The sequence below is a fragment of the Nocardia sp. NPDC003726 genome (assembly GCF_053586955.1).
The window spans coordinates 184666-210880 of the sequence record NZ_JBSFNF010000011.1 but is presented as its reverse complement, the minus strand read 5'-3'; the positions used below and the strand labels follow the sequence as shown (position 1 = coordinate 210880).

The following is a 26215-nucleotide window of genomic DNA, read 5'->3' as shown; positions in this document are numbered from 1 at the left end:
GCGGGGCGGGGCGGGGGGCGTTTTCCGGGGGCCGCCGCCCCCGCCACTTTGGAGCAAGCGGCGGTCGCGTAAACGCGAGCCACAAGAGGGCCGCGAACACGCAGCGCCGCAGGCGCTGCAAATCGAACACAGCAGGCGCTGGACTAATAGAGCGGATCGTGGCGGATGTTCTTCGCGAGCGTGCCCGCTGCCATGAGGCGGAACTTGGTGGTCTGCACCATCGACGGTGAACCGACGATCTGCACGTCACGGTCGGACCAGGCGCCGTAACTGGCGACCACCTTGCCGATCTGGCCGGTGACCCGTGGTTCCACGCCGGGCCATGTGGTGCGCGGTTCCTCCGGTTCGGCGTACCACCAGGGGTTCTCGTCGTGTTCGCTCACCGGCGTGACCGTGAGCCAGCGGTTGGCCATGGCCAGCTTGCTCAAGGTTTCCAGGTCGTAGAGGTCGCACGGGTGGTGGCCGCCGACGAACAGGTGCACCTTCGGATTGGTCCGCCGCATCGCCATCGCCATCAGCTGCGCACGCAGCGGCGCGATGCCGGTGCCGCAGCCGACCATCAGCATCTTGCGTTTGGCGTTGCGCGGAACGCCCAAGCCGCCCAGCGGTGAGCCGAGCAGCCACTGGTCGCCGACGGCGGTCTGGCCGACGATGGCGGAGCTGACCCAGCCGCCCAGCACGCTGCGGACGTGGAATTCGATCTCGCCGTTGGCATTCGCGGGCACGGCGGGCGAGAGGTAGCGCCACATGCGCGGCCGTGACGGGATCTGCACGCTCAGGTACTGGCCCGCGGCGTAGCGCATCGGCTGATCCAGTTGCAGCCGGACGACGACCAGGTTGCGCAGCACCTCGCGGCGTTCGATCACCGTTCCGGTCCACGCCGACGGCGTAGTCTCCTTCTCCGCGGCGCCGATCATGGTGTCGGAGATGATCTTCAGGCCCTCGTCCCAGGCCCGGTCCACCTCGTCGGTCCACATCTCGGTGCCGGCGAACACCTTCACGGCGGTCTTCAGCGCCGTGGAGACGGCGGCATAGTGCGCGGGCTGCACACCGTACTTGCGGTGGTCCCTGCCGAGCTGGGACAGGAAGGGCAGCAGCTTGTCGGGCTCTTCCAACCGGTCCAGCGCGTAGGAGATCGCCTTGACCAGCCGGTCGCGCTGGAGGTCCATCGCGGCGGGAAAGAAATCGCGGACGTGCGGGTAGTCGGTGAACAAGATCGCGTAGAACGATCTCGCCAGTTTCTCCGGCCCCCCATCCTCCGCAGCAACCGCCTTGAAAGTAGTTCTGATCAAAGCGACAGCGCGTGAATCCATCGGTATCACAACCCCATTTCGCACTCGTTCACGAACCATGCCGGCGAGTGAGGTGCTGCGGGGCCACTCGACAGCAGCCGATGGAAAGGAGTGTAGGCGAGGTTTGCCAGCAACGGAATCTTTCGAAGGAACATCCCGCTCGGAATTTCGTCGAAACGAGGATATTCCGGGAGACACGCCAGAGAAACCGACTGAGAGGCCGTAGATTCCACAGGTAATTGGTCTTCCACACCCCGGATCGACAAGGGACACTTAGGAAATTACGTCCCGACTGGTCTGTTCTAGCGACTTCGGGGCAACACCACAACTGGCGCAGATGGATCGAATCGGGCAAACCGATACGGTTGCGTAAGCGAGTCTATGGTAGAAATTCCCAGTTGATTCGACAACGAAATGACCTGTGTCTAGCCGATTCTGTCGAACATGTTCTGGTTTATTCTCAGCAAATCTGTGACACACCGGGCGCGAACGACGAAGGCCCCGGCGCCGGATCGCGAAGTGCGACCGAGGCCGGGGCCGTCGTCGTTTCGGTTATCGTCTGCGCTGGCCGTCTTCGCGACGGTGCCGCGGCTGCCAGACGACCAGCGCGGTACTGCGCTGCTGCGGAACGAGATCCGGGCGGTAGGCCGCCCGCGTCCGCTCCAGCTCGGCCGACAGTTCCGCGACCTGCCGGCGCAGCTCCTCCACCTGATTGGTCAGTTCGATGATGCGCTTGATGCCCGCCAGGTTGACGCCCTCGTCCTGGGACAGCCGCTGTACCTCGCGCAGCAGCTCCACGTCCCGGGCCGAGTAGCGCCGACCACCGCCCGAAGTACGTTGCGGCGTGACCAGTCCCAGACGGTCATACGTGCGCAGCGTCTGCGCGTGCATGCCGGCCAGCTGGGCCGCCACCGAGATCATGAAGAACTCGGCCCGCGACCCGCCGGACGCGTTCTTCGGTTCCGAGGACATCACGCACCTGCCCATCCCGCACGTGGATCGAAGCCGCCCGCTCGCTCCGCCTCCTGATAGCGCTTCAGCGCCTCGATGGCGTTGTCGTCCAGCTTCTGCGGCACGGCGACCTTCACCGTGACCAGCAGATCGCCCGCGCCACCACCGCGCTTGGGCACGCCGCGGCCGCGTACCCGCAGGGTACGGCCGTCCGCGGTGCCCGGAGGCACCTTGACGCCGACCCGCCCGTCCAGCGTGGGCACCGAAACCGTGGTGCCGAGGACCAATTCACTGTAACTGACCGGAAGCACCAGGGTCAGGTCGTCGCCGTTGCGGCCGAAGACCTTGTCCTGGCTGACGTGCACGGTGACATACAGGTCGCCCGAAGGCGCCCCGCGCAGCCCCGCCTCGCCCTGACCGGCCAGCCGGATGCGTTGCCCGTCACCGACTCCGGGCGGAATCCGCACCGTGATGGTGCGCGTGCGGTTCTGGATGCCGCTGCCCTGGCAGTCGAGGCACGGGTCGTCGATGATCGACCCGCTGCCACGGCACTCGTCGCACGGCTCGCTGAAGCCGAACGCGCCCTGGTTGCGGCTGACGATGCCGGTCCCGTTGCAGATCGGGCACACTCGCGGACTCGTGCCCGGTTTGGCTCCGCTGCCGTGACACGTGGTGCACGGCGACGGGCTGGTCATCCGCAGCGGAACCGTGACGCCCTGAGCCGCCTCCCGGAAACCGAGCGTGGTCTCGGTCTCCACGTCGGCGCCGCGGCGGGGGCGGCTCGAGGTCCGCGTGCCGCCGCCCCGGTTGAACAGACCGCCGAGCAGGTCGCCGAGGCCACCTTCGGCGGCACCCGCGGCGCCGCCGAAGAGGTCCCCGAGGTTGAACTCCTGCGAGAAGCCGCCGCCCGCGCCGGACCCGAACCCACCGCGACCGTAGCCGCCACCCGCGAAGAGCTTGCGGGTGTCGTCGTACTCCTTGCGCTTGGCCGGATCCGACAGGACGGCGTGCGCCTCGCTGACGGCCTTGAACCGCTCCTCGGCTTTGGTGTCACCGGGGTTGGCGTCCGGGTGCAAGTCGCGGGCGAGCTTGCGATAGGCCTTCTTGATCTCGTCCTGCGAGGCGCCGGAGGAAACACCCAGCTCCTTGTAGAAGTCCTTTTCGATCCACTCCCGTTGGCTCACCGAGCATCTCCTCCTCTCGCGTCCTTATTGTTCGTTCGCGCCGGCATCAACATCCGATGCCTCTTCAGTCGGTGGAACAGCGTTTTCCTTCACATCGGCCACGCCGTCGGTTACCCCGACGAGCGCGTGCCGAAGCACCCTATCGCCGAAGCGATAGCCCTTGCGCATCACAATGCCGATCACCGGGTCGTGGCCGGAGCCCTCGTGCTGCACGGCCTCGTGCAGGGTCGGGTCGAAAGGCTCGCCCTCCGAACCGAACTCCTCGAGACCCTGCTTGAGCAGCGCGGCCGACAGCTTGTCGGCCACCGACTTCAGCGGGCCCGCCTCCAGGTCACCGTGCGCCCGCGCGCGGTCGAGATCGTCGAGCACGCCGAGCAGCTCGGTGACCACCGACGCCTTGGCGGCATCGATCGCGGCCTTGCGGTCGCGCTCGACCCGCCGCCGGTAGTTGGCGTACTCCGCGGTCAGCCGCTGCAGGTCGGCGGTGCGCTCGGCGAGCTCGCCGCTGATGGTGTCGGCGAGGGCGTCGCCGTTGCCGGTTTCCACGCCCTCGTCCGCCTGCGGGGCCTGCGCGGCCGCGGCGCCGTTGTCCGCGGCCTGCTGCCGGACGTCACCGGTCTCCGGATCGATCTTCCGGTTGTCGACGAAGGTGATCGGCTCCTTCTCGGAGTTGGCCTCGGTCACTTCTTCTCCGTGTCGACCGGCTCGTCCACGACCTCGGCGTCCACGACCTGGTCATCCGACGCGGCGCTGGACGCGCCGTTGCCCTGCGCGGCGGCGTCCGCCGCGGAGGCCTCGTAGATGGCCTGGCCGAGCGCCTGCGACTCGGTCGCCAGCTTCTCCACCGCCGCCTTGACCGCGGCGATGTCGGTGCCCTTCAGCGCCTCGTTCGCCTCGGCGATGGCCGCCTCGACCTTGGTCTTGACGTCCGCGGGGACCTTGTCCTCGTTCTCCTTGATGAACTTCTCGGTCTGGTGGACCAGCGACTCGGCCTGGTTGCGGGTCTCCGCCTCCTCGCGACGCGCCTTGTCCTCGGCCGCGTGCGCCTCGGCGTCCTTGATCATCCGGTCGATCTCCTCCTTGGACAGGCCGGAGCCGTCCTGGATCTTGATCGTGTTCTCCTTGCCGGTGCCCTTGTCCTTCGCGGTGACGTGCACGATGCCGTTGGCGTCGATGTCGAAGGTGACCTCGATCTGCGGCACGCCGCGCGGGGCCGGCGGGATGCCGGTCAGCTCGAAGGAGCCGAGCAGCTTGTTGTGCGAGGCGATCTCGCGCTCACCCTGGAACACCTGGATCTGCACCGACGGCTGGTTGTCGTCGGCCGTGGTGAAGGTCTCCGAGCGCTTGGTCGGAATGGTCGTGTTGCGCTCGATGAGCTTGGTCATCACGCCGCCCTTGGTCTCGATGCCCAGCGACAGCGGGGTCACGTCGAGCAGCAGGACGTCCTTGACCTCACCCTTGAGCACACCGGCCTGAAGGGCGGCGCCGACGGCGACGACCTCGTCCGGGTTCACGCCCTTGTTGGGCTCCTTGCCGCCGGTCAGTTCCTTGACCAGATCGGAGACGGCGGGCATACGGGTGGAGCCGCCGACGAGCACCACGTGGTCGATGTCGGACACCTTGATGCCCGCGTCCTTGATCACGGACTGGAACGGCGCGCGGGTGCGGTCGAGCAGGTCCGAGGTGATCTTCTGGAACTCGGCGCGGGTCAGCTGCTCGTCGAGGAACAGCGGGTTCTTGTCCGCGTCGACGGTGATGTAGGGCAGGTTGATCGAGGTGCTCTGCGAGGAGCTCAGCTCGATCTTGGCCTTCTCGGCGGCCTCACGCAGCCGCTGCATGGCCATCTTGTCCTTGGTCAGGTCGATGCCCGAGCTGGCCTTGAACTTGTCGACCAGCCACTGCACGACCCGCTCGTCCCAGTCGTCGCCACCGAGGTGGTTGTCGCCGGAGGTGGCGCGGACCTCGACGACGCCCTCGCCGATTTCCAGCAGCGAGACGTCGAAGGTGCCGCCACCGAGGTCGAAGACCAGAATGGTCTGTTCCTTGTCGCCCTTGTCCAGGCCGTAGGCCAGCGCCGCCGCGGTGGGCTCGTTGACGATGCGCAGGACGTTCAGGCCCGCGATCTGGCCTGCTTCCTTCGTGGCCTGCCGCTGGGCGTCCTCGAAGTAGGCGGGCACGGTGATGACCGCGTCGGTGATCTCCTCACCGAGGTAGGCCTCCGCGTCGCGCTTCAGCTTCATCAGCGTGCGGGCGCTGATCTCCTGCGGCGTGTACTTCTTGCCATCGATCTCGACGGTCCAGTCGGTGCCGATGTGCCGCTTGACGGAGCGAATGGTGCGGTCGACGTTGGTGACAGCCTGGTTCTTGGCCGGCTGGCCGACCAGTACCTCGCCGTTCTTCGCGAACGCGACGATCGACGGGGTGGTGCGCGATCCTTCCGAGTTGGCGACGACGACCGGCTCGCCGCCTTCGAGAACGGCGACGACCGAGTTCGTGGTCCCGAGGTCGATTCCGACCGCACGAGCCATGGTGGTTCCTCCTAATTGACGTACCAATGTGTGTCGGTGCCGGGCGAAAACCGCCCTGTGACGCCGCGAAGGACGCCGCGAGACCTCGCCCCTAGCACCTCACGGAGCACGGCCCCAGCAACACTGAGCGTGGTCGGCTCAATCCTGCCCCGCAGGAGTCTCGGAGTCAACCGAAACTTGAGTCCTGCACGCTCAATCTTGTCGAATAGCTCAACGGGCGAGTCGCGCGTTTAATTCCCCGGAGGCGGCACGTAGCTGTGATCTGCGTCATAAATCGAGGGCGCTGGACGGCCCCCTGAGCGAGTGCGGCCGGGATCGTGGCCGCAGTAGGGTGACGGCGGGGCACCCCATCCGTGCGCCGTCGATCCGAGGAGTCGCCATGAGGGCCGCCGTCGTCACCGCCGCCGAATTCGAGGTCACGGAGGTGCCGACGCCACGGCCCGGTCCGGGGCAACTGCTGATCGACGTGGCGCGCTGCGGTATCTGCGGCTCCGACCTGCATGCCCGCACCCATGCCGACGAACTGGCCGACCTGGCCGTGGCCACGGGCTACGACCACTTCATGCGTTCGGATCAGAGCGTGGTGCTTGGCCACGAATTCAGCGGCACCGTGGTCGACTACGGGCCGGAGTGCCGGAAGCGGTGGAAGACGGGAACGCCGGTGGTGGCCCTGCCGATCGTCCGGCACGGCGGGCAACCCCACCTGGTCGGACTGTCGACCGCGGCGCCCGGCGGTTACGCCGAACAGGTGGTGGTCCAGGAATCGATGACCATGCCGGTGCCCAACGGGTTGTCCGCCGAGCACGCCGCGTTGACCGAGCCGATGGCGGTGGCCTGGCACGCCGTGCGCAGGGGCCGGGTCGGCAAGGGGCAGACCGCCTTCGTCATCGGTTGCGGGCCGATCGGCCTCGCGGTGATCAGCATGCTGAAGGCCGCGGGCGTGCGCACCGTGGTGGCCAGCGACTTCTCCCCGCGCCGACGGGAACTGGCCACGGCGTGCGGCGCCGACGTCGTGGTGGATCCGGCGACCGAGTCACCCTGGACGGCCGCACCGAAGAAGGGACGGATCAACGGCGTCACCGACATCCTCGGACTCGGGTTCGACACCATGGAACGCTTGCGGCGGGTGCCGAATCTGCCGTGGTGGTACGTCTTCCGCCTCGCTCACACGGTGAACGCGGGACCCGCCGGTCCGGTCGTCTTCGAATGCGTGGGCGTACCCGGGATCATCGATCAGATCCTCGCCGCCGCGCCTCCGCTGTCACGCGTTGTCGTGGTCGGGGTCTGCATGGAGACCGACCGCTTCCATCCCGCCATGGCGATCAACAAGGAGATCGAACTGCGGTTCGTGCTCGGCTACGACCCCGGCGAGTTCCGCGACACCCTGCACATGCTCGCCGAGGGAAAGGTCGACCCGAGCCCGCTGATCACCGGGACCGTCGGGCTGGACGGCGTCGCGGACGCCTTCGCCGCGCTCGGCAACCCGCAGCGGCACGCGAAGATCCTGATCGACCCGCGCGCAGCGGGCGCCGCCACCGCCTGAGCTCGATCAGGGCGCGGCGGCCAAGACCTCGTCGGCGATCTTCTCGTCCAGCGTCACCCGCACCAGCGCGGCGGCGAGTTCGGCGGTGTGGTGATCCGGCGCCAGCCGCGCCAGCCGGTCGGGATCCTCCGGCAACTGGACGCGCTTGGCGCCGCGCAGAGCGCGTTCGTCGAAGTGCGGCCGGACCCAGGTCCAGATGTCCTGGATCTCGCGCAGGAAGATATGGGCTCCGGTCGGACCGATCCCGTCGAACTCTTGCAGCAGTTCCGCGGCGCGCTGCGGGTCGTTGTCCGCTTTCTTCGCCAGTTCCCGCAGGTCACCGTGGTAGCGATCGAGCAGGCGCAACGCATTGTGGTGCAGTCGCGTCGCGGTGCTCTCGTCGTAGCGGCGGTAGTTCCCTCGCCCCAGCGCGTCGACCAACTCCTGCCACTGCGCGTCCGCGACCCGGTGCGGCGTCCGGTAGCCGCTGCTGATCAGTTCTCGCGTGGCCCCGATCGCGATCTCCGCGGAGATACGGGCGCTGAGCAGCTGGGAAAGCATGAGCAACTGGAAAAGTGCGGCCGGTTTGTCGTCGAGGGTGATGCCCGCTTCCTCGGCATATCCCGTGCCCGCACGGACGAGCAATTCGTGTACGACGTCCTCTTGGCTCATCGTTACCTCCTCTCGCTACCAGGGCGCATACCCGGCCCCACGGCGACTACACCGGCGGCGGTCAGCGGGGAATACGCCCGTCGCCGCAGGTCACGGCGCTTCGGAGGCGGTATTCACCGGCCGATCATTCCGGCAGCACGCTCAGCGTGCCTTCCGCGCTGCGAGCGGCGGTCAGGCACGCCGTGGCGGTGAATTGGTCGGCGAGCGGGTGACGCGCCCGCGCGCGCCATTTCCGCACCGCGGCCATCGCCTGGGCGCGCTGCGCCGGCAGCGGCGCGTCGGCGGGGAGACCCAGGCGCAGATGCGGTGCGATCCCGGAGCCGCCGATGAGGCGGTGCAGTTCGGCGAGATCGTCGGCGGGCAGCGCCAGTTCGTCGGTGCGCAGGCGGCCGAGCAGGCGCAGCTCGGCGAAACCGTGTACGTCCGCGAGCAAGGTGCGCACCCTGGGCAGCAGGCGATCGGCCTGGGTGCCTCGGTAGGCGGTCAGCACCCGGGCCAGCGCGGTCAGCGCGGAGTGCGCCTTGAGCTGATCGGCGCGCTGACCGAACTGCACGTCCAGCACCGAGCGCAGTTCGTCCACGCCGCTGCGACTGGTCAATTCGGCGGCAAGGGTGGCCGAGTCGCGCACGCCGAGCCGAATCAGCGTGACCGCCATACGGATGCCGAACAACCCGAACCGCTCGGCGAGCTGGGCGCGCAGCTCCGGCGGGACCGGAAGCGGCACGTCGGCGCGCGCGAAACGGTCCGCCGAGAGCAACGCGGCGCTCAGGTCGTCGACCGGGACCCGCGCCAGCGCCTCGAAAGCCGCGAACTCCTGCTGACGCAGCGTCGCCGCGGCGAACGCGAGCAGCCCGGCGACCGGGATCACGGCCTGGCACAAGCCCGTCCGTTCCAATTCCCCGGCGAAACGCGCGGCGACCTCACGCGCCGAGTGCAGCGCGTCGATGCGGCCGGCGCCGATCTCGTCGGCCCGCGAGACCACCCCGACAATGCCCAGCGGACCCGGCGCGCCCGGTCCGCCGTTGGCGGCGGCGGCAGTGCCCGCGCCGACGCGCTCGAGGAACTGCACGTCCGTCGCGTCCAACCGGCGCAGCAGATAGACCACCGCGTCGGCGCCCGGAATGGCGATGCTCTGCTCGGACCGCTCCTCGTCCGCGCCGGGGGTCAGCAGACGCGCGGTGCGCCGCGAGACCTCGCGCGACAGCGACGAGGTGCCGGGAGTGTCGATGATGGTGGTGTGCGCGAGCGTCGCGGCGGGCCACTCGACTTCGAGATGGTCGACCTCGCGCGGGGCCGGGGCGTTCCAGTTCAGTCGGTCCAGGTCGAAGGTCAGCCCGTGCGTCCCGCTGCCGCGGCGGACCACTACGTGCGCGCGGGCGCCGTCGGGGGCGTAGGCGGTCACGCTCGGCGTGGAACCGTACCGGTACCAGGTGACCACCCTGGTGCACTCGGTCGCGTCGGTGGGAGCGATGTCCTGTCCGACAAGCGAATTCAGCAGGGTGGATTTGCCCGCCTTGATCGAACCGGCGAGCGCGACCCGCAGCGGCTGATCCAATCTGCGGGCGCAGTCGGCCAGCAGGGCGCGCGGCCGCGGCTCCCCCGCGAGCGCTGCCTGCGCCGCCCCGACCAGCCGATGCGCCTCGGCGACGATTCCCGGCACCGCGTCACCATCACGTCTCACGGGGTTACCGTACCGGCGGGTCCCATCGGTAGTGCGGTCTGCATGGCATCGGCGTAGCGGCGCAGTTCGGCGACCACGCGCAGCTGCTGTTCCAGCTGCGCACCGCGTTCGGCGCGGCGGGTGGCCACCATGTTCGCCGCCTCCTGCGCGGCCCGCAGCGACTCGTCGATCGAGCGCAGACTGCGTTCGGCGACGCCGGCGTAGTGGTCGCGCAGGGCGCGGTGGATCCGGTGCAGCCGATCCTTCGACTCCTTGCCCGCCTGGAACGCCACATCGTCGACGAAACGGCGCACCGCCGCCTTCGCTTCGTTGCGCCGCTTGGCCAGCCTGGCCTGCTTGTCGTCGCGGAACGCCTTGCCGCCCACGATCAATCCCGCGCCGATCGAGATCGGGTTGAGCATCGCGAGGCCGGCGAAGGTGCTGGCGAGCCCGACCATGAGCACGCCGCCGTAGGAGCCGCGCATGCCGACGAGCAGCTTGCTGCCGAAACCGATGTCCGGCTCGAGATCGGCGAGCGTGCCGGTGACGGCGCGGCCGGTGTCGGCGCCGGCGCCGGGGCGCACGTCCGGCAGGTCGACGGCGCCCAGTTCGGCGAAGTGCTCGGCGACGCGCTCGGCGAGCTGGATCGCGCGCGCGTGGGTCCACAGCAGGTTGTCGCCGAGCGCGGTGTCGACGGTGCCGGTGAGGTGTTCGGCGATGCGGTCCCAGTGCCGGCCTGGATCGTGCTCGTCGATCCATTCCTCGGTGGTGCGCGCGAGATTGCGCAGGCGGTCGCGCAGATCGTGGTCGACGTCCCCGGCCAGGTCGGTGATGCCGTCGGCGAGCGTCTGCTGCCAGGCGGCGGTCCTGCGGTGCAGTTCCTCCGCCGCGGAACGGGCGGATTGCAGCTCGCGTACCGCCGCCGCGCCCTGCGCCGGATCGCGGACCGCGACCAATTCACTGCCGAGAGCCAGCGCGAGATGCTCGGCGGCGGACCGGATGTCGCGGGCGACGGCGGTGCGAGTGGCCAGCTGATCGCGCGCGACCACCTGGTCGCGCAGGAAGGTGTACAGCACGCCGAAGCCGGATTCGACACCCAACTGCGGGTCCTGCAACCGCATGGCGTGACTGCGCAGCAGCGACGACACCGGGATCATCGGCACGTCCAGGCGGGCGCGCGCGAGATGGCCGAGATCGGCTTCGTGCACCTGACGCCAGTGCGGGTACAAGTCGGTCTTGGTGAGCAGCAGCGCCACCGTCGGGCACAGTTCCCGCACCTGCCGCAGGAACGCCAGCTCGGGTTCGGTGAGTTCGGTCGAGGCGTCCGAGAGCACCAGCACCGCGTCCGCGGCGGGCACCAATCCGAGCACGCCTGCCGCGTGGGCATTGCCGTGGCCGCCGACGCCCGGGGTGTCGATCAGCACGATGCCATCGGCCAGCAGCGCGTTGGGGATCTGCACCTCGAGGCGCACGATCCGCCGCCCCTGCGCGATCGGGGCGCGCTGGTCGATCGCGCCGATCTCCGCGATCGGCACCGCCACCCTGGTCTCCGCGCCGCTGGAGTCGCCGTGCGCCGCGAGCACCAGCTCCGCGCGCGGCTCGGGACCGTGCGCGAGCAGCATCGGGACCGCCGTGGTCGCGTCGTCGCCGACCGGGCAGATGTCCAGGTTCAGCAGCGCGTTGACGAAACGGCTCTTGCCCTGGTCGAGCTGCCCGGCGACGACGATGCGCCGCCGCGGGTCGCGGACCCGGTCGGCCGCCACTTCCAGGCGGCCGACCAGATCGTTGCGGCCGGCGGCGCGGGCCGCCGCGATGGTTTCACCGAGTACCGACAGCAGCGGTACCGCCGGTGGAGTGGCGTTCGGCGCGGGTGTCCCCATCGCGGTATGGACCTCTTTCCGTATTACCGGGCAACTGTCAGTGCAGGAATGTATCGCCACCCAGCTCGGCGCCCGCCGAACCGCTGAACTCCGTGCCCGCGTGGCTCTCGCCGAACAGGCCCGCGTCGGCCTGGCCGCTGGCGGAGCTGTCCAGGCCGGAACCGAAAGCGCTCGACACGTCCAGCGAGGACCAGGTGTGCGCGGTCGAGCCGACGCTGCCGCCGAGACCGGCGCCGGTGTCCACCGCACCGTGCGCCGCGCCGCCGGCCGAGCCAGCCAGCCCGGCGCCCGCGTCCGCCGCGCCGCTCACGCTCGAGTGCGCCGCACCGCCGAGTCCGCCCGTGGCGTCGAGACCCGAGGACAGGCCAGAGCTCGCGTGCGAGCCGACGCCGCCGTCCAAACTCGAACCGAAGTGCGCTCCCGCGCTCGAGGCTCCTTCGAGGCCACTCGACAGACCCGCGCCCGCGTTACCCGCAGCGCCGAGTCCAGTCTCCAAGCCCGAACCGAGATGCGCTCCCGCACTCGATGCGCCATCGAGACCACTCGACAGACCAGCACCCACGTTGCCCGCAGCGCCGAGTCCGGTCTCCAGACCCGAACCGGCCGCGCCTTGAATTCCGGCGGCAAGTCCTGCACCGGCTTCCGCACCCGCGCCCAGTCCAGTCGACAGGCCCGAAGCGAGCCCGGCCGAGAGGCCCGAACCCGCCTGAGCGCCGGCATCGATGGCGCCGATGGCGCCGGTCAGCCCGGTTCCGAGGCCCGTACCGGCCTGTACCGCGCCGCCCACGCCGGTGGACAGGCCCGTTTCCAGGCCGCTGGCACCGTGCGGCCCCGCATCGAACGCGCCACCGAGCCCGCTCTGCAAGCCCCCGCCGACCTGCCCACCGGTGTGCAGCGAGCTGTCCAGTCCACCGCCGAGTTCCGCGCCGGTGTTCACGGCCGCGCCGAGACCCGTCGCGAGCCCGGTCTCCAGACCCGCCGTCGCCTGTGTTCCGAGGTTTCCGGCACCGCCGACGGCGGAGGAGAAGTTGCCTCCGAGCCCCGCGGCCGCGTTACCGGAACCCTGGGCCGCGGAACCGATGCCGCCGGTGAGCCCGGTGGCCGCCTGCCCGCCGGCATCGAGCGCGCCGCCAAGGCCTGCCTCCAGACCGGACCCGATCTGCGCACCCGCGTCGGCCGCCCCGTGCAATCCGGTGGACGCTCCAGCGCCGAGACCGGCACCCGCCTGCGCGCCGCCTCCCAGCGCCGCGTCCAGACCGGTGGTCACCTCACCGGCGCCGTTCAGCGCACCTTCCAGATCCGCTCCGGCGCCGAGGTCACCCGCCGCACCCGCAGCGCCGCCGAGCCCCGCACCAAGACCGGCGGCCAAGTCCGTCGCGGCACCCGCAGAACCATCCACAACCCCTCCCAGGCTCGTCCCCAGACCGGTCGACGCATCAACCGCACCCCCGAGCCCAGCCTGCACACCGGTGCCAACGCCCGCGGCCGCATCCGCAGCGCCACCGAGATTCGCACCGAGACCAGCGGTCAAGTCGATCGCAGCACCGGCCGAACCATCCACAGCCCCACCAACATTCGACCCCAAACCGGTCGACGCATCAACCGCGCCCTCCAGCCCAGCCTGCACACCGGCACCGATACCCGTCGCCGAATTCGCGGCGCCGCCCAGCCCCGCATCGACACCGGCGGAACTATCCACAACCCCTCCCAGGTTTGCGTTCAGGCCGGTTGTCGCGTCCACGGCTCCTCCGAGGCCCGCACCGAGGCCCGTGGTGACATCAGCCGCGCCGTCTAGACCCGCACCGAGACCGGCATCGACAGCACCCGTGATGCCCGCGCCGAGATCGGTTGTCGCGTCGACGGCCCCTTCGAGTCCCGTACCCACACCGGTGCCGAGGTTCGCCACCCCGCCAATCGCGCTGTCGATACCCGCCGTGAGATCGGTCGCCGCACCCGCGGCTCCACCGAGTCCCGCACCCAGGCCTGTGCCGACGTCAGCCGCACCACCCAAGTTCGCGCCGAGGCCGGTCGTCGCGTCGACGGCGCCTTCCAGACCAGCGCCAGCCCCCAGCGCCGCATCCAAACCCGTGGCCAGGCCACCCGCGGCGGCGCCTCCGACACCCGCGCCGACATCAGCGGCACCACCCAAACCGGCACCGAGCCCGGTCGTCGCATCGATGGCGCCTTCCAGACCGCCACCTACCTGGGCACCAGCTCCCAGCGCCGCATCCACGCCTGTAGCAAGGCCGCCCGCCGCATCGACAGCTCCGCCGAGACCCGCGCCGAGGCCGGTCGACGCGTCGGCAGCACCCTCCAGGCCCGCGCCGAGACCTGCGGTCAGATCAGTGGCCGCACCCGCGGCCCCGCCCAGACCCGCACCGAGACCCGTGGTGACATCAGTCGCGGCGTTCAGACCGGCACCGAGTCCCGTCGTCGCGTCCACAACGCCTTCCAGTCCAGCGCCGACACCGGTGCCGAGCCCCGCGGTCACATCGGTGGCCGCGCCGAGGCCGGTTTCGAGGCCCGCGCCGATACCGGTGGTGAGGTCCACCGCGCCACCGACCGTGCTATCCAGACCCGCTCCGAGGCCGGTCGTCGCGTCCACAGCGCCCTCGAGACCCGCGCCGAGGCCCGAGGTCACGTCGGTCGCCGCGCCGAGACCACCTTCCAGCCCCGCGTTCAATCCCGCGGAGATGTCCGTGGCGCCCTGCACAGCACCCTCCAGACCTGCGCCGACACCCGTGGTGATGTCCGCCGCGCCACCGATGGCGGTTTCCAGGCCTGCGCCGAGGCCGGTCGTCGCGTCGACGGCACCTCCGATACCGGCGCCCAGACCTGCCCCGAGGTCAGCGCCCGTCTGCACAGCGCCGCCGAGGCCTGCGGTCAGATCGCCCGCGGCGCCCGCCGCGCCTTCCAGACCCGCGCCGAGCCCGGTCGTCAAACCGGTCGTCGCGTCGATCACCCCGCCGAGGCCCGCGCCCAGATCTGCGCCCGCCTGCGCACCGGCGCCCAGAGCGCCTTCCAGGCCCGTGGTCAGACCGGTCGCGGCGTCCACCGCGCCTTCCAGCCCAGCGCCCAAGCCCGCCGCCACGTCCGCCGCGCCTTCCAGGCCCGCGCCGAGGCCCGCACCCGCGCCGATCGCCGCGTCGATACTGGTGGAGAGGCCGGTCCCCAGTCCGGCGGCGATGTCTCCCGCCCCTTCGGCGTCCAGATCGAGGCCCGCGCCGATGCCGCTGATCACCTGGGCGCCCGCGCCGAGCAGGCCGCCGACGGCGGCGGACAGGTCGGCGCCCGCGTTCACCACGGTGTCGAGGCCCGCGGCCAACCCGGCGCCCAGACCCGCGCCGATCTCCAGCCCGGTGTCGATCGCGGTGTTCAGTCCGCCACCGACGTCGACGCCCGTACCGACACCGAGGTCGACATCGAGGCCGCCACCCGCACCGCCGCCCAGATCCACGCCGAGATCGGCGCCCAGGTCGACTCCGGCATCCGCCACCGCCGCCGCGCCAACGGTGCCCGCCGCGCCGATCGCGGCGGCCGTGCCGGTCTGCGCGCCCGCCGCCACGATGGACTGCAACTGGGAGCCGCCGGTGACCAGCGCCGACTCCGCGACCATCGGGGCGCAGAGGGCGATGTCCTCGGGGGTCACCGCGCTCAGGCCCGCGGCGGCCAGCGCCTGGGTCGGGTTGGCGCAGTACGCGACCGCGGCTTCTTGGTTCCGCAGCAGACCGAGGATGAACTCCAGAATCGCGTTGGGTGTCATGAGAATCTTCTCCTGAGTCCCGGCGGACCTCGCTGATCCGCAGTCGTTGGAATGCAAATCACGCTAGGAGCGCATCGCGTTACGCCGAAACGGGGCGAACCCCTACTACCGGCCGTGGCCACCCGATAGGGGTAAGAGCGAAATTAGGGGAAATTCCCTAAACGTGCCCCTAACGGAGTAACGGCGGATGGCCAGCAACCGACAGAACGGTTGCGTCGGCAACTACAACGCCCAGCGCACCAGCTCGATACACAGCAGCGACACCGGACCTGACAGCTTCTCGAACGGGGTTCTCGAATGACACAGCGCCTGGCGCTCGGCATCACTGTCGGGGCGTCGAATTCGGTCGCCGTGGCGGCTACGGAGGATGGCGACGACGGCCTCGGCCCGTCCGGCGGCGGCTTTCTACGCTCGCATCCGAGCGTGCTGCGACTCTCGCCGGACATGGCGCCCACGCTCGGCGCGGGCGCTCGCTCCGCCGGCCGCCATTCCAGCGACGTTCTGCTGGAGGGCTTCCTCGCCAGGGTCGGCGACCCGGTGGGCATCCTCGCCGAGGACGGGTCGTCCTATTCCGCCCCCGACCTGGTAGCGACCTCGATCGGCTGCCTGGTCGACGAGATCGCCGCCGAGACCGGGCGCGGCGGCGTCCAGGCGACGGTCGCCTGCCACCCGGCCTGGTGGTCGCGGCACACCGTCGACATCCAGCGCGACGCGCTCGAGCGGGCCGGGCTCGGCGAGGTGACGCTGGTGCCGGAGCCGACCGCCGCGATCCGCTGGCTCGACGCCGCGCACGGCAGGACCGGCGACGGCGCGGTGATCGTCCTGGATCTCGGCGCCTCGGGCTCGACGGTTTCGGTGGTACGCACCGGTGAGCACGCCAGCCTGCTCGGCACGCCGTTGCGCAGCACCGACGTCGCCGGCGCGGAATTCGATCTACTGACCATGCGCTATGTCCTGGCTAACGCGGTGCTCGCCGCCGATTTCGATCCGTTCGATCCGATGGTGGAACGCGAATTATCGGCTTTGCGGGAACGCTGCAGGAAAGCGAAAGAAGAGCTTTCCATAAATACCGCGACCGTTGTTCCGGTGCGGTTGGACCCCGCGGATCCGCACGGCAGCACCGTGCGGCTGGTGCGCGGGGAACTGGAAGATCTACTGCGCGGACCGCTGCTGAGCGCGATGGACCTGATCCGCGACGCGGTGCACCGGGCCGGGCTCGACATCGGCGATGTCGGCCGCGTCCTGCTCACCGGAGGAGGCGGCGCTGTCCCGCTGGTCGCCGAGCTCGTCTCCTCCGAGTTCGGACTGCCCGTCGTGGCCGCTCCCGACCCCGAGCACACCACGGCGCGCGGGGCTGCGCTGCTGGCCGCCGATCTGCTCGCCGCCGAGACCGACCAGCTTCCCTTGGTCGCTCCGGTGGCCGAGGAAGAGACCGTGCCGCAGCCGCGCGCCCTTCCCTCGGCGGGACTCGCGGCGCTGCCAGATGAGCCACCGGCGCGCAGGCGCGCACTGATCAGCCGACCGCGCATGGCGGTGGTGGCCGGTGTCGTGGTCGCCATCGGCCTGCTGGCCACCGGGACGCTCGCGATCGGCACCGGCATCCAATCCGGGCCGGACAATCCCGCCTCGACCGAGCGGTCCACCACCGGCGCCGCCCAAGTCGCCGCGACCTCGGGAGCGCAGCCGGTCGACCCCTCCGCTCCGTCCGGCGTCGCCGCGACGGACTCGGCGAGCGCCACCGGCCGACCGAAGACCGGCACCGAAGCGACGCAGGCCGGTTCCCCTTCGTCGGCGGCTGCGGGCACCACCGTGGCCGTGGTGAACAGCGAGCAGAATCCCGATCAACCCGCCCCAGCGCCTGCGGACGCCCCTGCGCAGCAATCCGCCCCGCAGCCGCAACCCCAACAGCCTTCCCCCGCCCCCGCGCCCGCACCTGCGCCGACCAACCCGCCCGCGCCGACCCAGCAGCAGCCACGGCCCACGGTGCCGAGCGCACCGAGCCTGCCGACCGGCGTGCTGGGCGACACCCTCGGCACGGTGCTACGCGCTCCCGGAGAGATCCTGGGAGGCTCCGGTGGCTGATACCGCCTTCGACACCCTTCCCTGCGCCCGGGACCTCTTCCGCGACCTGGATTCCGCCGACGACCAACCGGTGGTCTACCTGATCCGCGGCCGGTCCCAGACCGGCAAGTCGACGCTGCTCGGGGAGATCCGCGCTCGGCTGCGCGCCCGCGGCGTCCCCTTGCAGGACGACATCGCCGCGCTCCAGCACGCGCACGCGCGCAACGGAGCCCACCCGGTGACGCGCACGCCGAACCCGGGCGGCACGGCAGGCGTGACGACCGACACCGCCCGCCCGGCCCTGATCATCGACAACGCCCACACACTGAGCCAGATCGATCTCGAATATCTCTGCAACGCGGTGGAATCCGGGTCGCGCACGATGGTGATCGCCACCCAGCCGCGCCCGCACGACCCGCGGCTGCGGATGCTCGCCGACGCGGTCTCCCGGCGCGGTCGCGTCGTCGACCTGCGCCCGCTCGGCGTCGCGGACATGGCACCGTTCGCCAGGGAACTCGGCATGATGGTGCCGCGCCAAGTCGCGCAGCACATCCATGTGCAGACCGCGGGTATTCGCGGCGGCGTGGTCGCCGCGCTCACGGCCGCCTGCTCGGCGCGTCTGGACGCGGGCATCGCCGCCGTCGACACGGCCGTCGCCACGTGGGCGCGCGGGCTGCTGGAGAACCTGGAGCCCGACCTGCTGGAGACCCTGGTGGTCGCCACCACTGGCACCGGCCTGGACTCCAGCGAGCTCACCGAGGTGCTCGGCGTCGAGCAGGCCGTCGCGCAGGAACTGATCGACCGAGCCAGGGCCAGCGCCCTGGTGACCGATGCCGACCTGCTGCTGGAACCCGCCGTCGCCCCACTGCGCACGCTGCTGGGCGACCGCAGGTTCGTCGCGGTCGAGCGCCGGCTGCTCGGCGCCCGGCTGGAGGCGGGCCTGCTGCGCGACCGCACCGCGCTGCAACTGGCCGAGTCCGGCGTCCGCGATCCTCGGCTGGCCGACTTCCTCGTCGGCGCCGCCGAGCAGGCGGGTCGCGACGCGGTTCGCTATTACGCCGCCGCGGCCGCCGCGGGCGCCGAACTGGATCTGATCGCGCTGCGCTGGGCCGAGGCGGCCGCGAGGACCGGTGACGGCGACACCGCCATGCGGCTGGCCGAGCCGATGCTGGCGCGCTCGGGCAGCACCGGTGCGGAACTGGCGACGGCGGTGCGGATCTGCGCGGCGGTGCTCACCCGCCGCGGGCTGGTCGGGCGCGCGGCGCAGCTGTACACGTGGCTCGGCGGGCACCGGGTGGGCCCGGACTGGGCGGTCGGCGCCACGGTGTTGTGCCTGGCGGGCGACGTGGCGGGCGCGCACGAGATGTCCGCGTCGGCGCCGAAGTGGCCGCCCACCGAAGCGGGCGCGCACGCGCGCTTGATCGCGACCGCGCTCGCGGACACCGTCGAACCGGGCAACAACACCGCGGCGGCGGTATCGGCGCTGGTCCAGGCCGCACACGCGGACGCGGGCGTGGACCGCTTCCTGCCGTGCACGGCGGCGTCGATCGCCACGCTGCTCTCCCTCGGCACCGGCGAGCCCCGGCGTGCCCAGGACGCGCTGCGGCGGGCGACCGCGAGCGGGCTGCGCTGCCATCAACTCGACGTGCTCGCGGCCTGGACGGCGATGCTCGGCGGCGACGAGCGCGCCGCCGCCGCCACCGTCGCCGCGCTCGACCACGACCGGCTGGACATGCGCGACCGCTTGCTGGCGCACGGCGTCGCGGTCGGCCTCGCCCGGCGCAGCGGCGATCACACCGCGCTGGCTCGCGCATGGCAGGCGGCATATCCGCTGTTCGACGACGTGCAGGCCGATCTGCTCGCGCTGCTGCCGATCGGGGAACTGTGGCTGGCCGCCATCCGGATGCGCGACGAACGCCGGATCACGCCCCTGGTGGATGCCGCGCTCGCGCTGCTGCGCCGCCTGAACGATCCGCCCGCGTGGTCCAACGCCTTCCATTGGTACGGCGTGCAGGCCGCGATCGCGCACGAGAGTCCCGAGGAGCTGCTGCCGCACGCCCGCGCGTTGAAGGCCGCGGCCGAGGCGGGCGACCGGCACGCCGCCGTGCTGGCCGACGCGGGCCGCACCTGGGTGCTGGTGCTGCGCGGTCAGGTCGTCAGCGCACCGGTGCACGCGGCGGTCGCCGCGCTCACCGAGATCGGCATGACCTGGGACGCCGCCCGGCTGGCCAGCGAGGCGGCGCTCGCGACGCCCGACTCGGCGACCGCCACCGCGCTGCTCAAGCTGGCCCGCACGGTGCGCGCCGAGGCCCGCCCGCAGGAGCCGCAGACTCGTCCGGCGGCACCGGCCGCGCACAACGGCGCCGCCCCGCCGCCGCCCGTGCCGCCGCAAGCCGCGATCCTCAGCGAACGGGAACGCGAAGTGGCGGAACTGGTTCTGCTCGGGCTCACCTATCGCGAGATCGGTGCGCGCCTGTACATTTCGGCGAAGACGGTCGAGCACCACGTCGCGCGCATCCGACGCCGGGTCGGTGCCCGTTCCCGTTCGGAGTTATTGTCGATGCTCCGCGCCATGGGACACGGTTCGCTTCTGGTGTGACCGGGTGCGGTTCCGTCAGCGGGAACGCCGAAGCGAGGTAGGTGAGGATGGCCACTGGGGTTGGCCTGCGCGTCGCCGACGACGAGTGCACGGCGGTCATCGTCACCGACGGTGACGAGCAGCCGAGGTACATCGTCCGTGACTCGGTGCTGCACATGTCCGACGACGGTGACGCCGAACTGGGTGGTCCCCCTCCCACCGGCGATGCCCACTCGATCAGCGGCTTCGTGGCCGCCGTCGGCGACCCGGCGGGCATCCCGGTCGACGACGGCGAGGCCTACCGCGCCGAAGACCTCGTCGCGACCGCCTTGTTCTGCCTGATCAACCTGGCCGCCGAACATCTCAGCGGAGCCGCCGAGTTCTACGCGACGCATCCGGCGGATTGGCCCGCCGAGCAGGTGCGTTCGCTGCGGGACGCGCTGGACTACCTGGGTCTGCGCTCGGTGCTGCTGGTCAGCGAGGGTGAGCTGCCGAGCGCGGCGACCGGAGCCGACGGCAGGTCCTTCGCCCACGACGCGGCCAGAGGGGCGCTGGCGGCCGTGCTCGCCACCCCGGCCGGGGCCACCCCGCCGGACCCGACCACCGCGGAGAACTCGACGGTGGACACCATCGTCATCCCCGCCGTGCCCGCCGCCGACGCGCCGCCGCAGGCGTATTCGGCGGCCATCCCGGTCGCCGAGACGCTCGTGGCCGCGGAATCTGAGCAGCTCGAGAAGCAGCCGCCGCCAATGGTTCCCGCGCCGCGCTCGAAGCGCATGCCGCTGCTGATCGCGGGCGCGGCGGTGATCGGCCTCGTGCTCGGCGGCATCGTGGTGGCCCTGCTGTTCCGCGACGGCGGGGAGACGCCGGTGCCGCCGCTGCCCGACGCCAAGTCCGAGACGACCTCGGTGGTGCCCGCCCCGCCGCCGGTCGTGACCAGCACGACCACCACGACCACCGAGCCGCCCGAGCCGCCGGTGGTGATCACCGAGACCACGACGCCGGAGCCGACCACCACCACGCCGCCCACCACCACCCAGCCGCCGACCACGACGACGCCGAGCACCACCACGCGCACCTCGACGACGCGGACCACGCCGTCGACCAACCCGTTCGGTCAGCAGTTGCCGCAGATCCCCACCATCCCCGGGATGGGAATACCGGGTAGTCGGTGATTAGTAGCGTCCTTCTCGGGTTTGTGGCTTAGAGTGTTGCGCTGACCGGGTTGTCGGATGAATTCCCTCACACCGGTCGGTTGCTGGACGAAGACTGTGTGCCAACGGATTCTGCCCGTGGCCACGGATTTAGCTGGCACGTGCGTGCCGACGAAGGGACTTCATGCGCAAGTTGGTGGCGCGTCGCGCCGCGGTCAAAGCTGTCGCCATCGCATCGACCGTTCTCCTGGCTCCCTTGTTCGGCACGACCACCGCCTCGGCGGTTCCCGATGCCCCCGCGCAGCTCGCCGCGGACAATCTCCCACCGGAACTCGTGCAGGCCATCGCACGCGATCTGAAGATGACCCCCACCGAGTACCTGGACCGCGCCGCGCGCGCCCAGCAGCTGCGCGACTACGCGCGCGAGTTCCGTTCGGAGCGGCCGGATTCCTACGCGGGCGCCTGGATCGGCACCGACGGCAAGCCCGTCATGGCGGTCACCTCGCTGGATGCCGCCAAGATCGCCGCGGCCGACGGTTACCAGACCCGGCTCGCCCCCGTGTCGGCGGACAGCCTGGAAAGTTCGCTGGTGCAGCTCAACCAGTGGATCACCGGCCTGCCGCGCGAGATCTCGCAGGCGATCAACTCCGTGGCCATCGACTTCTTGAACAGCCAATTGGTGCTCAGCGTCGCCAACACCCCCGCGGGCCACATGCTCAACCTGCCGACGCTCCTGGCCAACATCAAGGTCATCCTGTCGCCGAACAGCGGCGGCCCGGTCGAACGCAGGCCGATGGGCGGTGACACCTACATCAGCGCGCCCGGTTCGCTCCAGGACTCCTCCCTGCGCGCCGTCGACGTGTGCTCGTTCGGGTTCAACAGCGTCGACGCCTCCGGCAACGCGCTGAACATCAGTGCGGGCCACTGCGATCCGAACCTGGGCAAGGGCAACCAGGAGGCCGGCGTCTACCTGCCGAACGTCCGGGACATCCCGGCCAGCCCCGAACTGGGCACCTTCGTGCGCGCCTCGCTGGGCGGCCAGTCCGCGCTGGACTACTCGGTGATCAAGCTGAACGAGCGCGCGGTGCGGGCGGGCATGGACCAGCCCTCGGTGCGCGGCGCCAACGGCACCACGCTGGCGATCACCGGCACCGCCGACCCGATCACCGGAGCACCGGTCTGCAAGTCCGGTCAGTCGTCCACCTTCACCTGTGGCTTCGTCGTGGCCGACCGGGTGGAGACCCAGCTCTACACCGCCGAGGGCGAGAGCAAGACCGTGCGCGGGTTCGCCAGCTCGGCCTGCACGCTCGGCGGCGACAGCGGCGGCGCCATCGTGTCCGGCACGCTGGCGCTCGGCATCACCAGTGGTTCGAACGCGGCGGACGCGCCGAACTGCAACGAGGCCAACATCGCGCTGGCGCAGTACGGCGGCACCGCCTCGCTGGGCATTCCGATCCGGGCGATCCTGGCCGACATCGACGCCTCTTCCGGCGGCGGAATCGGCAGCGGCATCACCGTGCGCACCCGGCCGAACGCGAGCTGAGCGCACGCCGCGTGGTGTGTCGATCGACATATCGCCGGTCGGCGGGCTATGAGGGAGTCGGGAACCACAACATGAGTAGGCATACCGCGTCGAACCCCATATAGTCTGCTCATGCTCCTGCCACGTATAGGACCTCCCCGCTCGACTGCGCGACAGACCGTAATCCGAAAGACAGTGATCGCCGCCTCGGCGGCGATACTGCTGTTCGGGCCCACCGCGGCAGTGGCGACGGCTCAACCCGACCAGGCTCCCGGTCTGCCCGCCGAGCTGGTCGCCGCGGTGACCCGCGATCTGAAGATCTCGCCCGACGAGTACCTGCATCGTGCGGAGCTGGCGCAGCAGGTGGCCGCGTTCGCCACCACCGCACAGCGGCAGTACCCGGCCGTGTTCGGCGGCTCCTGGCTGGATGACGCGGGCAAGGCGGTCGTGGCGCTGGCGCAGGGCCCCGGCGCGGACGAGGCGAAGAAGGCCGCCGAGTCGGCCGGTTTCGAGGTCCGCAACGTCGCCAAGAGCGAAGCGACCCTGCGAGGCGAGAAGAGCGCGTTCGAGCGCTGGCTGGACGGCCAGCCGGAGGCGGTGCGTTCGATGGTGCGTGGCGCGGTGGTGGACACCGTCAACAACGCGATCGCGGTCCGCGTGGATCAGGCGGGCCTGCCGATGCCGAACTTCATCGACCCGGCGCGCGTCATCGTGATGGCCCCGCCGGTGGCCGGCGAGCAGGGCACGTTGCAGGCCGGTGACATCGCCGGCGACGCGCGTGGCGCGCTCGCGGGCGGCGACGGCTACGCCTCGGTCGCCGGACGCAGCTCGCTGCGCTGCTCGCTCGGCTTCAACGGCACCGACCGCAACGGCAACACGGTGAACATCACCGCGGGCCACTGCAACCCGGACATCCCGTCCGCGGGCAGCGGCAACGCCGCAGGCGTCTACGAGATGAACGGCGACCGCCTCGGCGCGCAGCTGGGCGTCTTCCAGAAGTCGGTGCTCGGCGAGCAGGACTACTCGATCATCCGGGTCAACGACCAGGCCAAGGACCGCTTCGCCAACAACGGCGTCCGCGCGCCCGGCGCGGCCCCGATCCCGGTCGAAGGCGTGGCCACCCCGGTGGTCGGCGCTCCGGTGTGCAAGTCCGGCGCCCGCACCGGCTTCAGTTGCGGCATCGTCAACGCCGTCGACCAGACCGTGCAGGTCGGCGACCGCGAGCTCACCCAGAGCTTCTCGGCCAACATCTGCGCGCTGCCCGGCGACAGCGGCGGCCCGATCGTGACCGGCCGGTTGGCGCTCGGCATCTCCAGCGCGTCGTCGGTGGCCGACTACCCGATCTGCGAGATCCCGAACCTGATCGGCGCGCTCACCGGTAACGTGCCGCAGCTGTTCGCGCAGCCGGTGCACGTGGTGCTCTCGGACAACCCGGGTCTGCGCATCCGCACCAACTGACCGCGGGAACACGCGAAGGCCGGCAGCGTCGAGCTGCCGGCCTTTCGCCGTCTCAGGGGCTTTCCGCTGCCCTTACGTGGCCCGCGCGGGGCAACGCCGCATGGCGTGCGGCAGCGGTCCGGCATCCTGGACCGCATGTGTTTGGTGTTGATCGGCTGGCGCGCGCATCCGGAGTACCGGTTGATCGTGGCCGCCAACCGGGACGAGTTCTACACCCGTCCGACCGAGTCCATGCGCTGGTGGCCGGAAGCGCCGGGTCTGCTCGCCGGACGCGACACCGGGGCCACCGGCCGGGCGGAGGGCGAGCCGCCGGGAACCTGGCTCGGCCTGAGCACGCATCCGCACGGTGACAATCGTTTCGCCGCCGTCACGAACGTGCGCGACCCCGCCGATCAACGATTCGATGCCCGTTCTCGTGGCGCGCTGCTGATGGACTTCCTGCGCGGCGCCGCCGATCGCGGCCGGGCGGGCGAGTTCCCGGGACCGGAGAAGTACGTGCTCGACGTCGCCGCCGCTCCCGACGACTACAACGGCTACAACCTGGTCGTCTCCGACCTGCGCACGCTGTGGTGGCACTCCAACCGCAGCGCCGCGGAACCACGCGAACTCGCGGCGGGCTTCCACGGGCTCTCCAACGGCACATTCGTCACCTCGGCCGGCCCGGACCTAGGGGAAGCCGATCTGATCGCGCCACAGCCCATCTGGCCCAAGATACGGGCGGGCGTGGACGGGCTGCGCGAGGTCGTGCGCACCGAGCCGGGAGCGGTGGACCGCTACTTCGAAGTGCTGGCCGACCGCACCGAAGCCGCCGACGACGAGTTGCCGCACACCGGCGTCCCTTACGAGATGGAGCGGGCGCTGTCGGCCAGGTTCGTCGCGCACACCGTGCACGGCACCCGAGCGAGCACGGTGCTGATCGTCCGCGAGGACGGGACGTTCGAGATGGTCGAGCGCTCGTTCGGCCCGCTGGGCGAGGAACGGGGCGAGAACGTCGTGCGCGGCCTGCTGGATCTGACGGGATGAACGACGACGGCCCGCCCTCCGAGGAGAGCGGGCCGCCGAGGATCTGACGAGCGGGTGCGACCGAAGGCCTACTTCGGCTTGTCCGCCCACTTGGTGGTGCCTTCCGGCGCCTGCAGCGTGTTCACCAGGTCGATGCCCGCGACGAGCAGAGCGGGACCGCCGATGGCGACCGTGCCGAGGATGCCGCCGATGCCGGCGCCCGCGATCGCGGCCGGGATGCAGCCGACGCCGAGGAACGGCAGACCGAGGATGCAGCCGATCACCGCGCCACCGATGACGCCGATGGCGGTGCCGAGGAAGCCGCCGACGGCGGTCGCGATGCCGAACTGGCTGGCGAACTCGTTCTGCGCGCGCTGGTTCTCGATCGGCGACGCGATCGGCTGCGCGACGACGTTCACCGCGTTGAGCGGCTTGTCCTTGGGCACGTTGACGTTGACGCCCTGCTCAGGCGTCAGCTCGAGCACCGTGTTGTCTTCCTTCACGACCGGCTTCACCGGGACGACGGTGTCGGCGACCTTGAAGGCGATCGGCAGCGTGAGGACCGCGTTGCCCTCCGAGTCCTTGATCCGGTAGACGTCGTCTTCCTTGACGTCCTCGGAGGACTTGGCCAGCTCGAACGTTCCCCCCTTGAGCGTCGTCACGACGGTCTTCTCCACCAGCTTGACCGAGTACCGGATCGGGTCGGGCGTAGCAGCGGCCGGCTCGGCATGGGCGGTCCCCAATCCGATGGTCATCGCACCGATGACCATCGCGGCCGCCGCGGTGGTTCTGCGGAGATTCAATTCAGTTTCCAATCCATCATCAGGTCGTACGTCACCACTGGTCTTCAGCACGCGAGAGCTCTGTACAGCAAATCCGGGTGGTCGGCTCCGGATCCTCCCCGAGCAGTGTGAAGACGGTCGCGGCAATCAGAACGTCGTGAGCCTAATAGAACGCCGCGTTTTAAGCGAGATCCCTTATCAGGACT

Annotated in this window: 17 protein-coding genes; 7 read left to right on the top strand and 10 right to left on the bottom strand. The window is 70.6% G+C overall.

Going from position 1 to position 26215, the window contains the following annotated elements:
* Positions 1-143 precede the first annotated feature (143 nt).
* The 5 genes from ACWDMM_RS17695 to dnaK all read right to left on the bottom strand — a co-directional run bounded on the left by ACWDMM_RS17695 (position 144) and on the right by dnaK (position 5955).
* Positions 144-1313 carry an FAD-binding oxidoreductase gene (locus tag ACWDMM_RS17695; protein WP_195080845.1) on the bottom strand — a complete coding sequence of 390 codons (1170 nt, stop codon included), beginning with the start codon at positions 1311-1313 and terminating at the stop codon, positions 144-146.
* Between the two features lie 531 nt (positions 1314-1844).
* Positions 1845-2264 (bottom strand): heat shock protein transcriptional repressor HspR, encoded by a 420-nt coding sequence (locus tag ACWDMM_RS17690; RefSeq protein WP_195080846.1) that lies wholly within the window; start codon positions 2262-2264, stop codon positions 1845-1847.
* Complete coding sequence (gene dnaJ, locus ACWDMM_RS17685) at positions 2264-3427, bottom strand: molecular chaperone DnaJ (RefSeq protein ID WP_195080847.1); 1164 nt, start codon at positions 3425-3427, stop codon at positions 2264-2266. The genes ACWDMM_RS17690 and dnaJ overlap by 1 nt, the downstream gene beginning before the upstream one ends.
* Positions 3428-3451: 24 nt before the next feature.
* Entirely contained in the window at positions 3452-4111 is a 660-nt protein-coding gene (grpE, locus tag ACWDMM_RS17680; RefSeq protein WP_195080848.1) for a nucleotide exchange factor GrpE, read from the bottom strand.
* Positions 4108-5955 carry a molecular chaperone DnaK gene (gene dnaK, locus ACWDMM_RS17675; protein ID WP_195080849.1) on the bottom strand — a complete coding sequence of 616 codons (1848 nt, stop codon included), beginning with the start codon at positions 5953-5955 and terminating at the stop codon, positions 4108-4110. Before dnaK ends, grpE begins: the two co-directional genes overlap by 4 nt.
* Before the next feature lie 379 nt (positions 5956-6334).
* Between dnaK and ACWDMM_RS17670 the strand changes: the two genes are divergently transcribed.
* Positions 6335-7498 carry a zinc-binding dehydrogenase gene (locus tag ACWDMM_RS17670; protein WP_195080850.1) on the top strand — a complete coding sequence of 388 codons (1164 nt, stop codon included), beginning with the start codon at positions 6335-6337 and terminating at the stop codon, positions 7496-7498.
* A 6-nt stretch (positions 7499-7504) separates the two neighbouring features.
* Here ACWDMM_RS17670 and ACWDMM_RS17665 read toward each other — a convergent pair whose 3' ends face one another.
* The 4 genes from ACWDMM_RS17665 to ACWDMM_RS17650 all read right to left on the bottom strand — a co-directional run bounded on the left by ACWDMM_RS17665 (position 7505) and on the right by ACWDMM_RS17650 (position 15452).
* On the bottom strand, positions 7505-8149 hold the full coding sequence (locus ACWDMM_RS17665) for an HhH-GDP family DNA glycosylase (RefSeq protein WP_195080851.1): 645 nt from the start codon (positions 8147-8149) through the stop codon (positions 7505-7507).
* Positions 8150-8273: 124 nt separating this feature from the next.
* Complete coding sequence (locus tag ACWDMM_RS17660) at positions 8274-9830, bottom strand: dynamin family protein (protein WP_449938399.1); 1557 nt, start codon at positions 9828-9830, stop codon at positions 8274-8276.
* Positions 9827-11689, bottom strand: a complete 1863-nt coding sequence (locus tag ACWDMM_RS17655) for a dynamin family protein (RefSeq protein WP_195080853.1) — start codon at positions 11687-11689, stop codon at positions 9827-9829. Before ACWDMM_RS17655 ends, ACWDMM_RS17660 begins: the two co-directional genes overlap by 4 nt.
* Before the next feature lie 37 nt (positions 11690-11726).
* The gene (locus tag ACWDMM_RS17650) at positions 11727-15452 is read right to left on the bottom strand and encodes an IniB N-terminal domain-containing protein (RefSeq protein WP_449938395.1); all 3726 of its coding nucleotides are present in this window, start codon (positions 15450-15452) and stop codon (positions 11727-11729) included.
* 297 nt (positions 15453-15749) lie between these two features.
* Here ACWDMM_RS17650 and ACWDMM_RS17645 point away from each other — a divergent pair, with 297 nt between their 5' ends.
* The 6 genes from ACWDMM_RS17645 (at position 15750) to ACWDMM_RS17620 (ending at position 25248) form a co-directional block, all read left to right on the top strand.
* A complete protein-coding gene (locus tag ACWDMM_RS17645; protein ID WP_195080855.1) occupies positions 15750-17534 on the top strand; it encodes an Hsp70 family protein in 1785 nt (594 codons plus the stop codon).
* Positions 17527-20112 carry a LuxR C-terminal-related transcriptional regulator gene (locus tag ACWDMM_RS17640; RefSeq protein WP_357110535.1) on the top strand — a complete coding sequence of 862 codons (2586 nt, stop codon included), beginning with the start codon at positions 17527-17529 and terminating at the stop codon, positions 20110-20112. Before ACWDMM_RS17645 ends, ACWDMM_RS17640 begins: the two co-directional genes overlap by 8 nt.
* Before the next feature lie 47 nt (positions 20113-20159).
* A complete protein-coding gene (locus ACWDMM_RS17635) occupies positions 20160-21266 on the top strand; it encodes a hypothetical protein (RefSeq protein ID WP_357110532.1) in 1107 nt (368 codons plus the stop codon).
* Between the two features lie 163 nt (positions 21267-21429).
* Positions 21430-22788, top strand: coding sequence for a S1 family peptidase (locus ACWDMM_RS17630; protein WP_195080858.1), 1359 nt, complete (start codon positions 21430-21432; stop codon positions 22786-22788).
* Between the two features lie 174 nt (positions 22789-22962).
* On the top strand, positions 22963-24225 hold the full coding sequence (locus ACWDMM_RS17625) for a S1 family peptidase (protein WP_357208897.1): 1263 nt from the start codon (positions 22963-22965) through the stop codon (positions 24223-24225).
* 135 nt (positions 24226-24360) lie between these two features.
* On the top strand, positions 24361-25248 hold the full coding sequence (locus ACWDMM_RS17620; RefSeq protein WP_357110529.1) for an NRDE family protein: 888 nt from the start codon (positions 24361-24363) through the stop codon (positions 25246-25248).
* A 68-nt stretch (positions 25249-25316) separates the two neighbouring features.
* Here ACWDMM_RS17620 and ACWDMM_RS17615 read toward each other — a convergent pair whose 3' ends face one another.
* The gene (locus tag ACWDMM_RS17615) at positions 25317-26030 is read right to left on the bottom strand and encodes a hypothetical protein (protein ID WP_195080861.1); all 714 of its coding nucleotides are present in this window, start codon (positions 26028-26030) and stop codon (positions 25317-25319) included.
* Positions 26031-26215 lie beyond the last annotated feature (185 nt).

Bases quoted from the DNA above. Each gene is read 5' to 3' on its own strand.
- ACWDMM_RS17695 (WP_195080845.1), bottom strand. From the start codon at position 1,313: ATGGATTCACGCGCTGTCGCTTTGATCAGAACTACTTTCAAGGCGGTT.
- ACWDMM_RS17690 (WP_195080846.1), bottom strand. From the start codon at position 2,264: ATGTCCTCGGAACCGAAGAACGCGTCCGGCGGGTCGCGGGCCGAGTTC.
- dnaK (WP_195080849.1), bottom strand. From the start codon at position 5,955: ATGGCTCGTGCGGTCGGAATCGACCTCGGGACCACGAACTCGGTCGTC.
- ACWDMM_RS17670 (WP_195080850.1), top strand. From the start codon at position 6,335: ATGAGGGCCGCCGTCGTCACCGCCGCCGAATTCGAGGTCACGGAGGTG.
- ACWDMM_RS17665 (WP_195080851.1), bottom strand. From the start codon at position 8,149: ATGAGCCAAGAGGACGTCGTACACGAATTGCTCGTCCGTGCGGGCACG.
- ACWDMM_RS17655 (WP_195080853.1), bottom strand. From the start codon at position 11,689: ATGGGGACACCCGCGCCGAACGCCACTCCACCGGCGGTACCGCTGCTG.
- ACWDMM_RS17650 (WP_449938395.1), bottom strand. From the start codon at position 15,452: ATGACACCCAACGCGATTCTGGAGTTCATCCTCGGTCTGCTGCGGAAC.
- ACWDMM_RS17645 (WP_195080855.1), top strand. From the start codon at position 15,750: ATGACACAGCGCCTGGCGCTCGGCATCACTGTCGGGGCGTCGAATTCG.
- ACWDMM_RS17635 (WP_357110532.1), top strand. From the start codon at position 20,160: ATGGCCACTGGGGTTGGCCTGCGCGTCGCCGACGACGAGTGCACGGCG.
- ACWDMM_RS17630 (WP_195080858.1), top strand. From the start codon at position 21,430: ATGCGCAAGTTGGTGGCGCGTCGCGCCGCGGTCAAAGCTGTCGCCATC.
- ACWDMM_RS17620 (WP_357110529.1), top strand. From the start codon at position 24,361: ATGTGTTTGGTGTTGATCGGCTGGCGCGCGCATCCGGAGTACCGGTTG.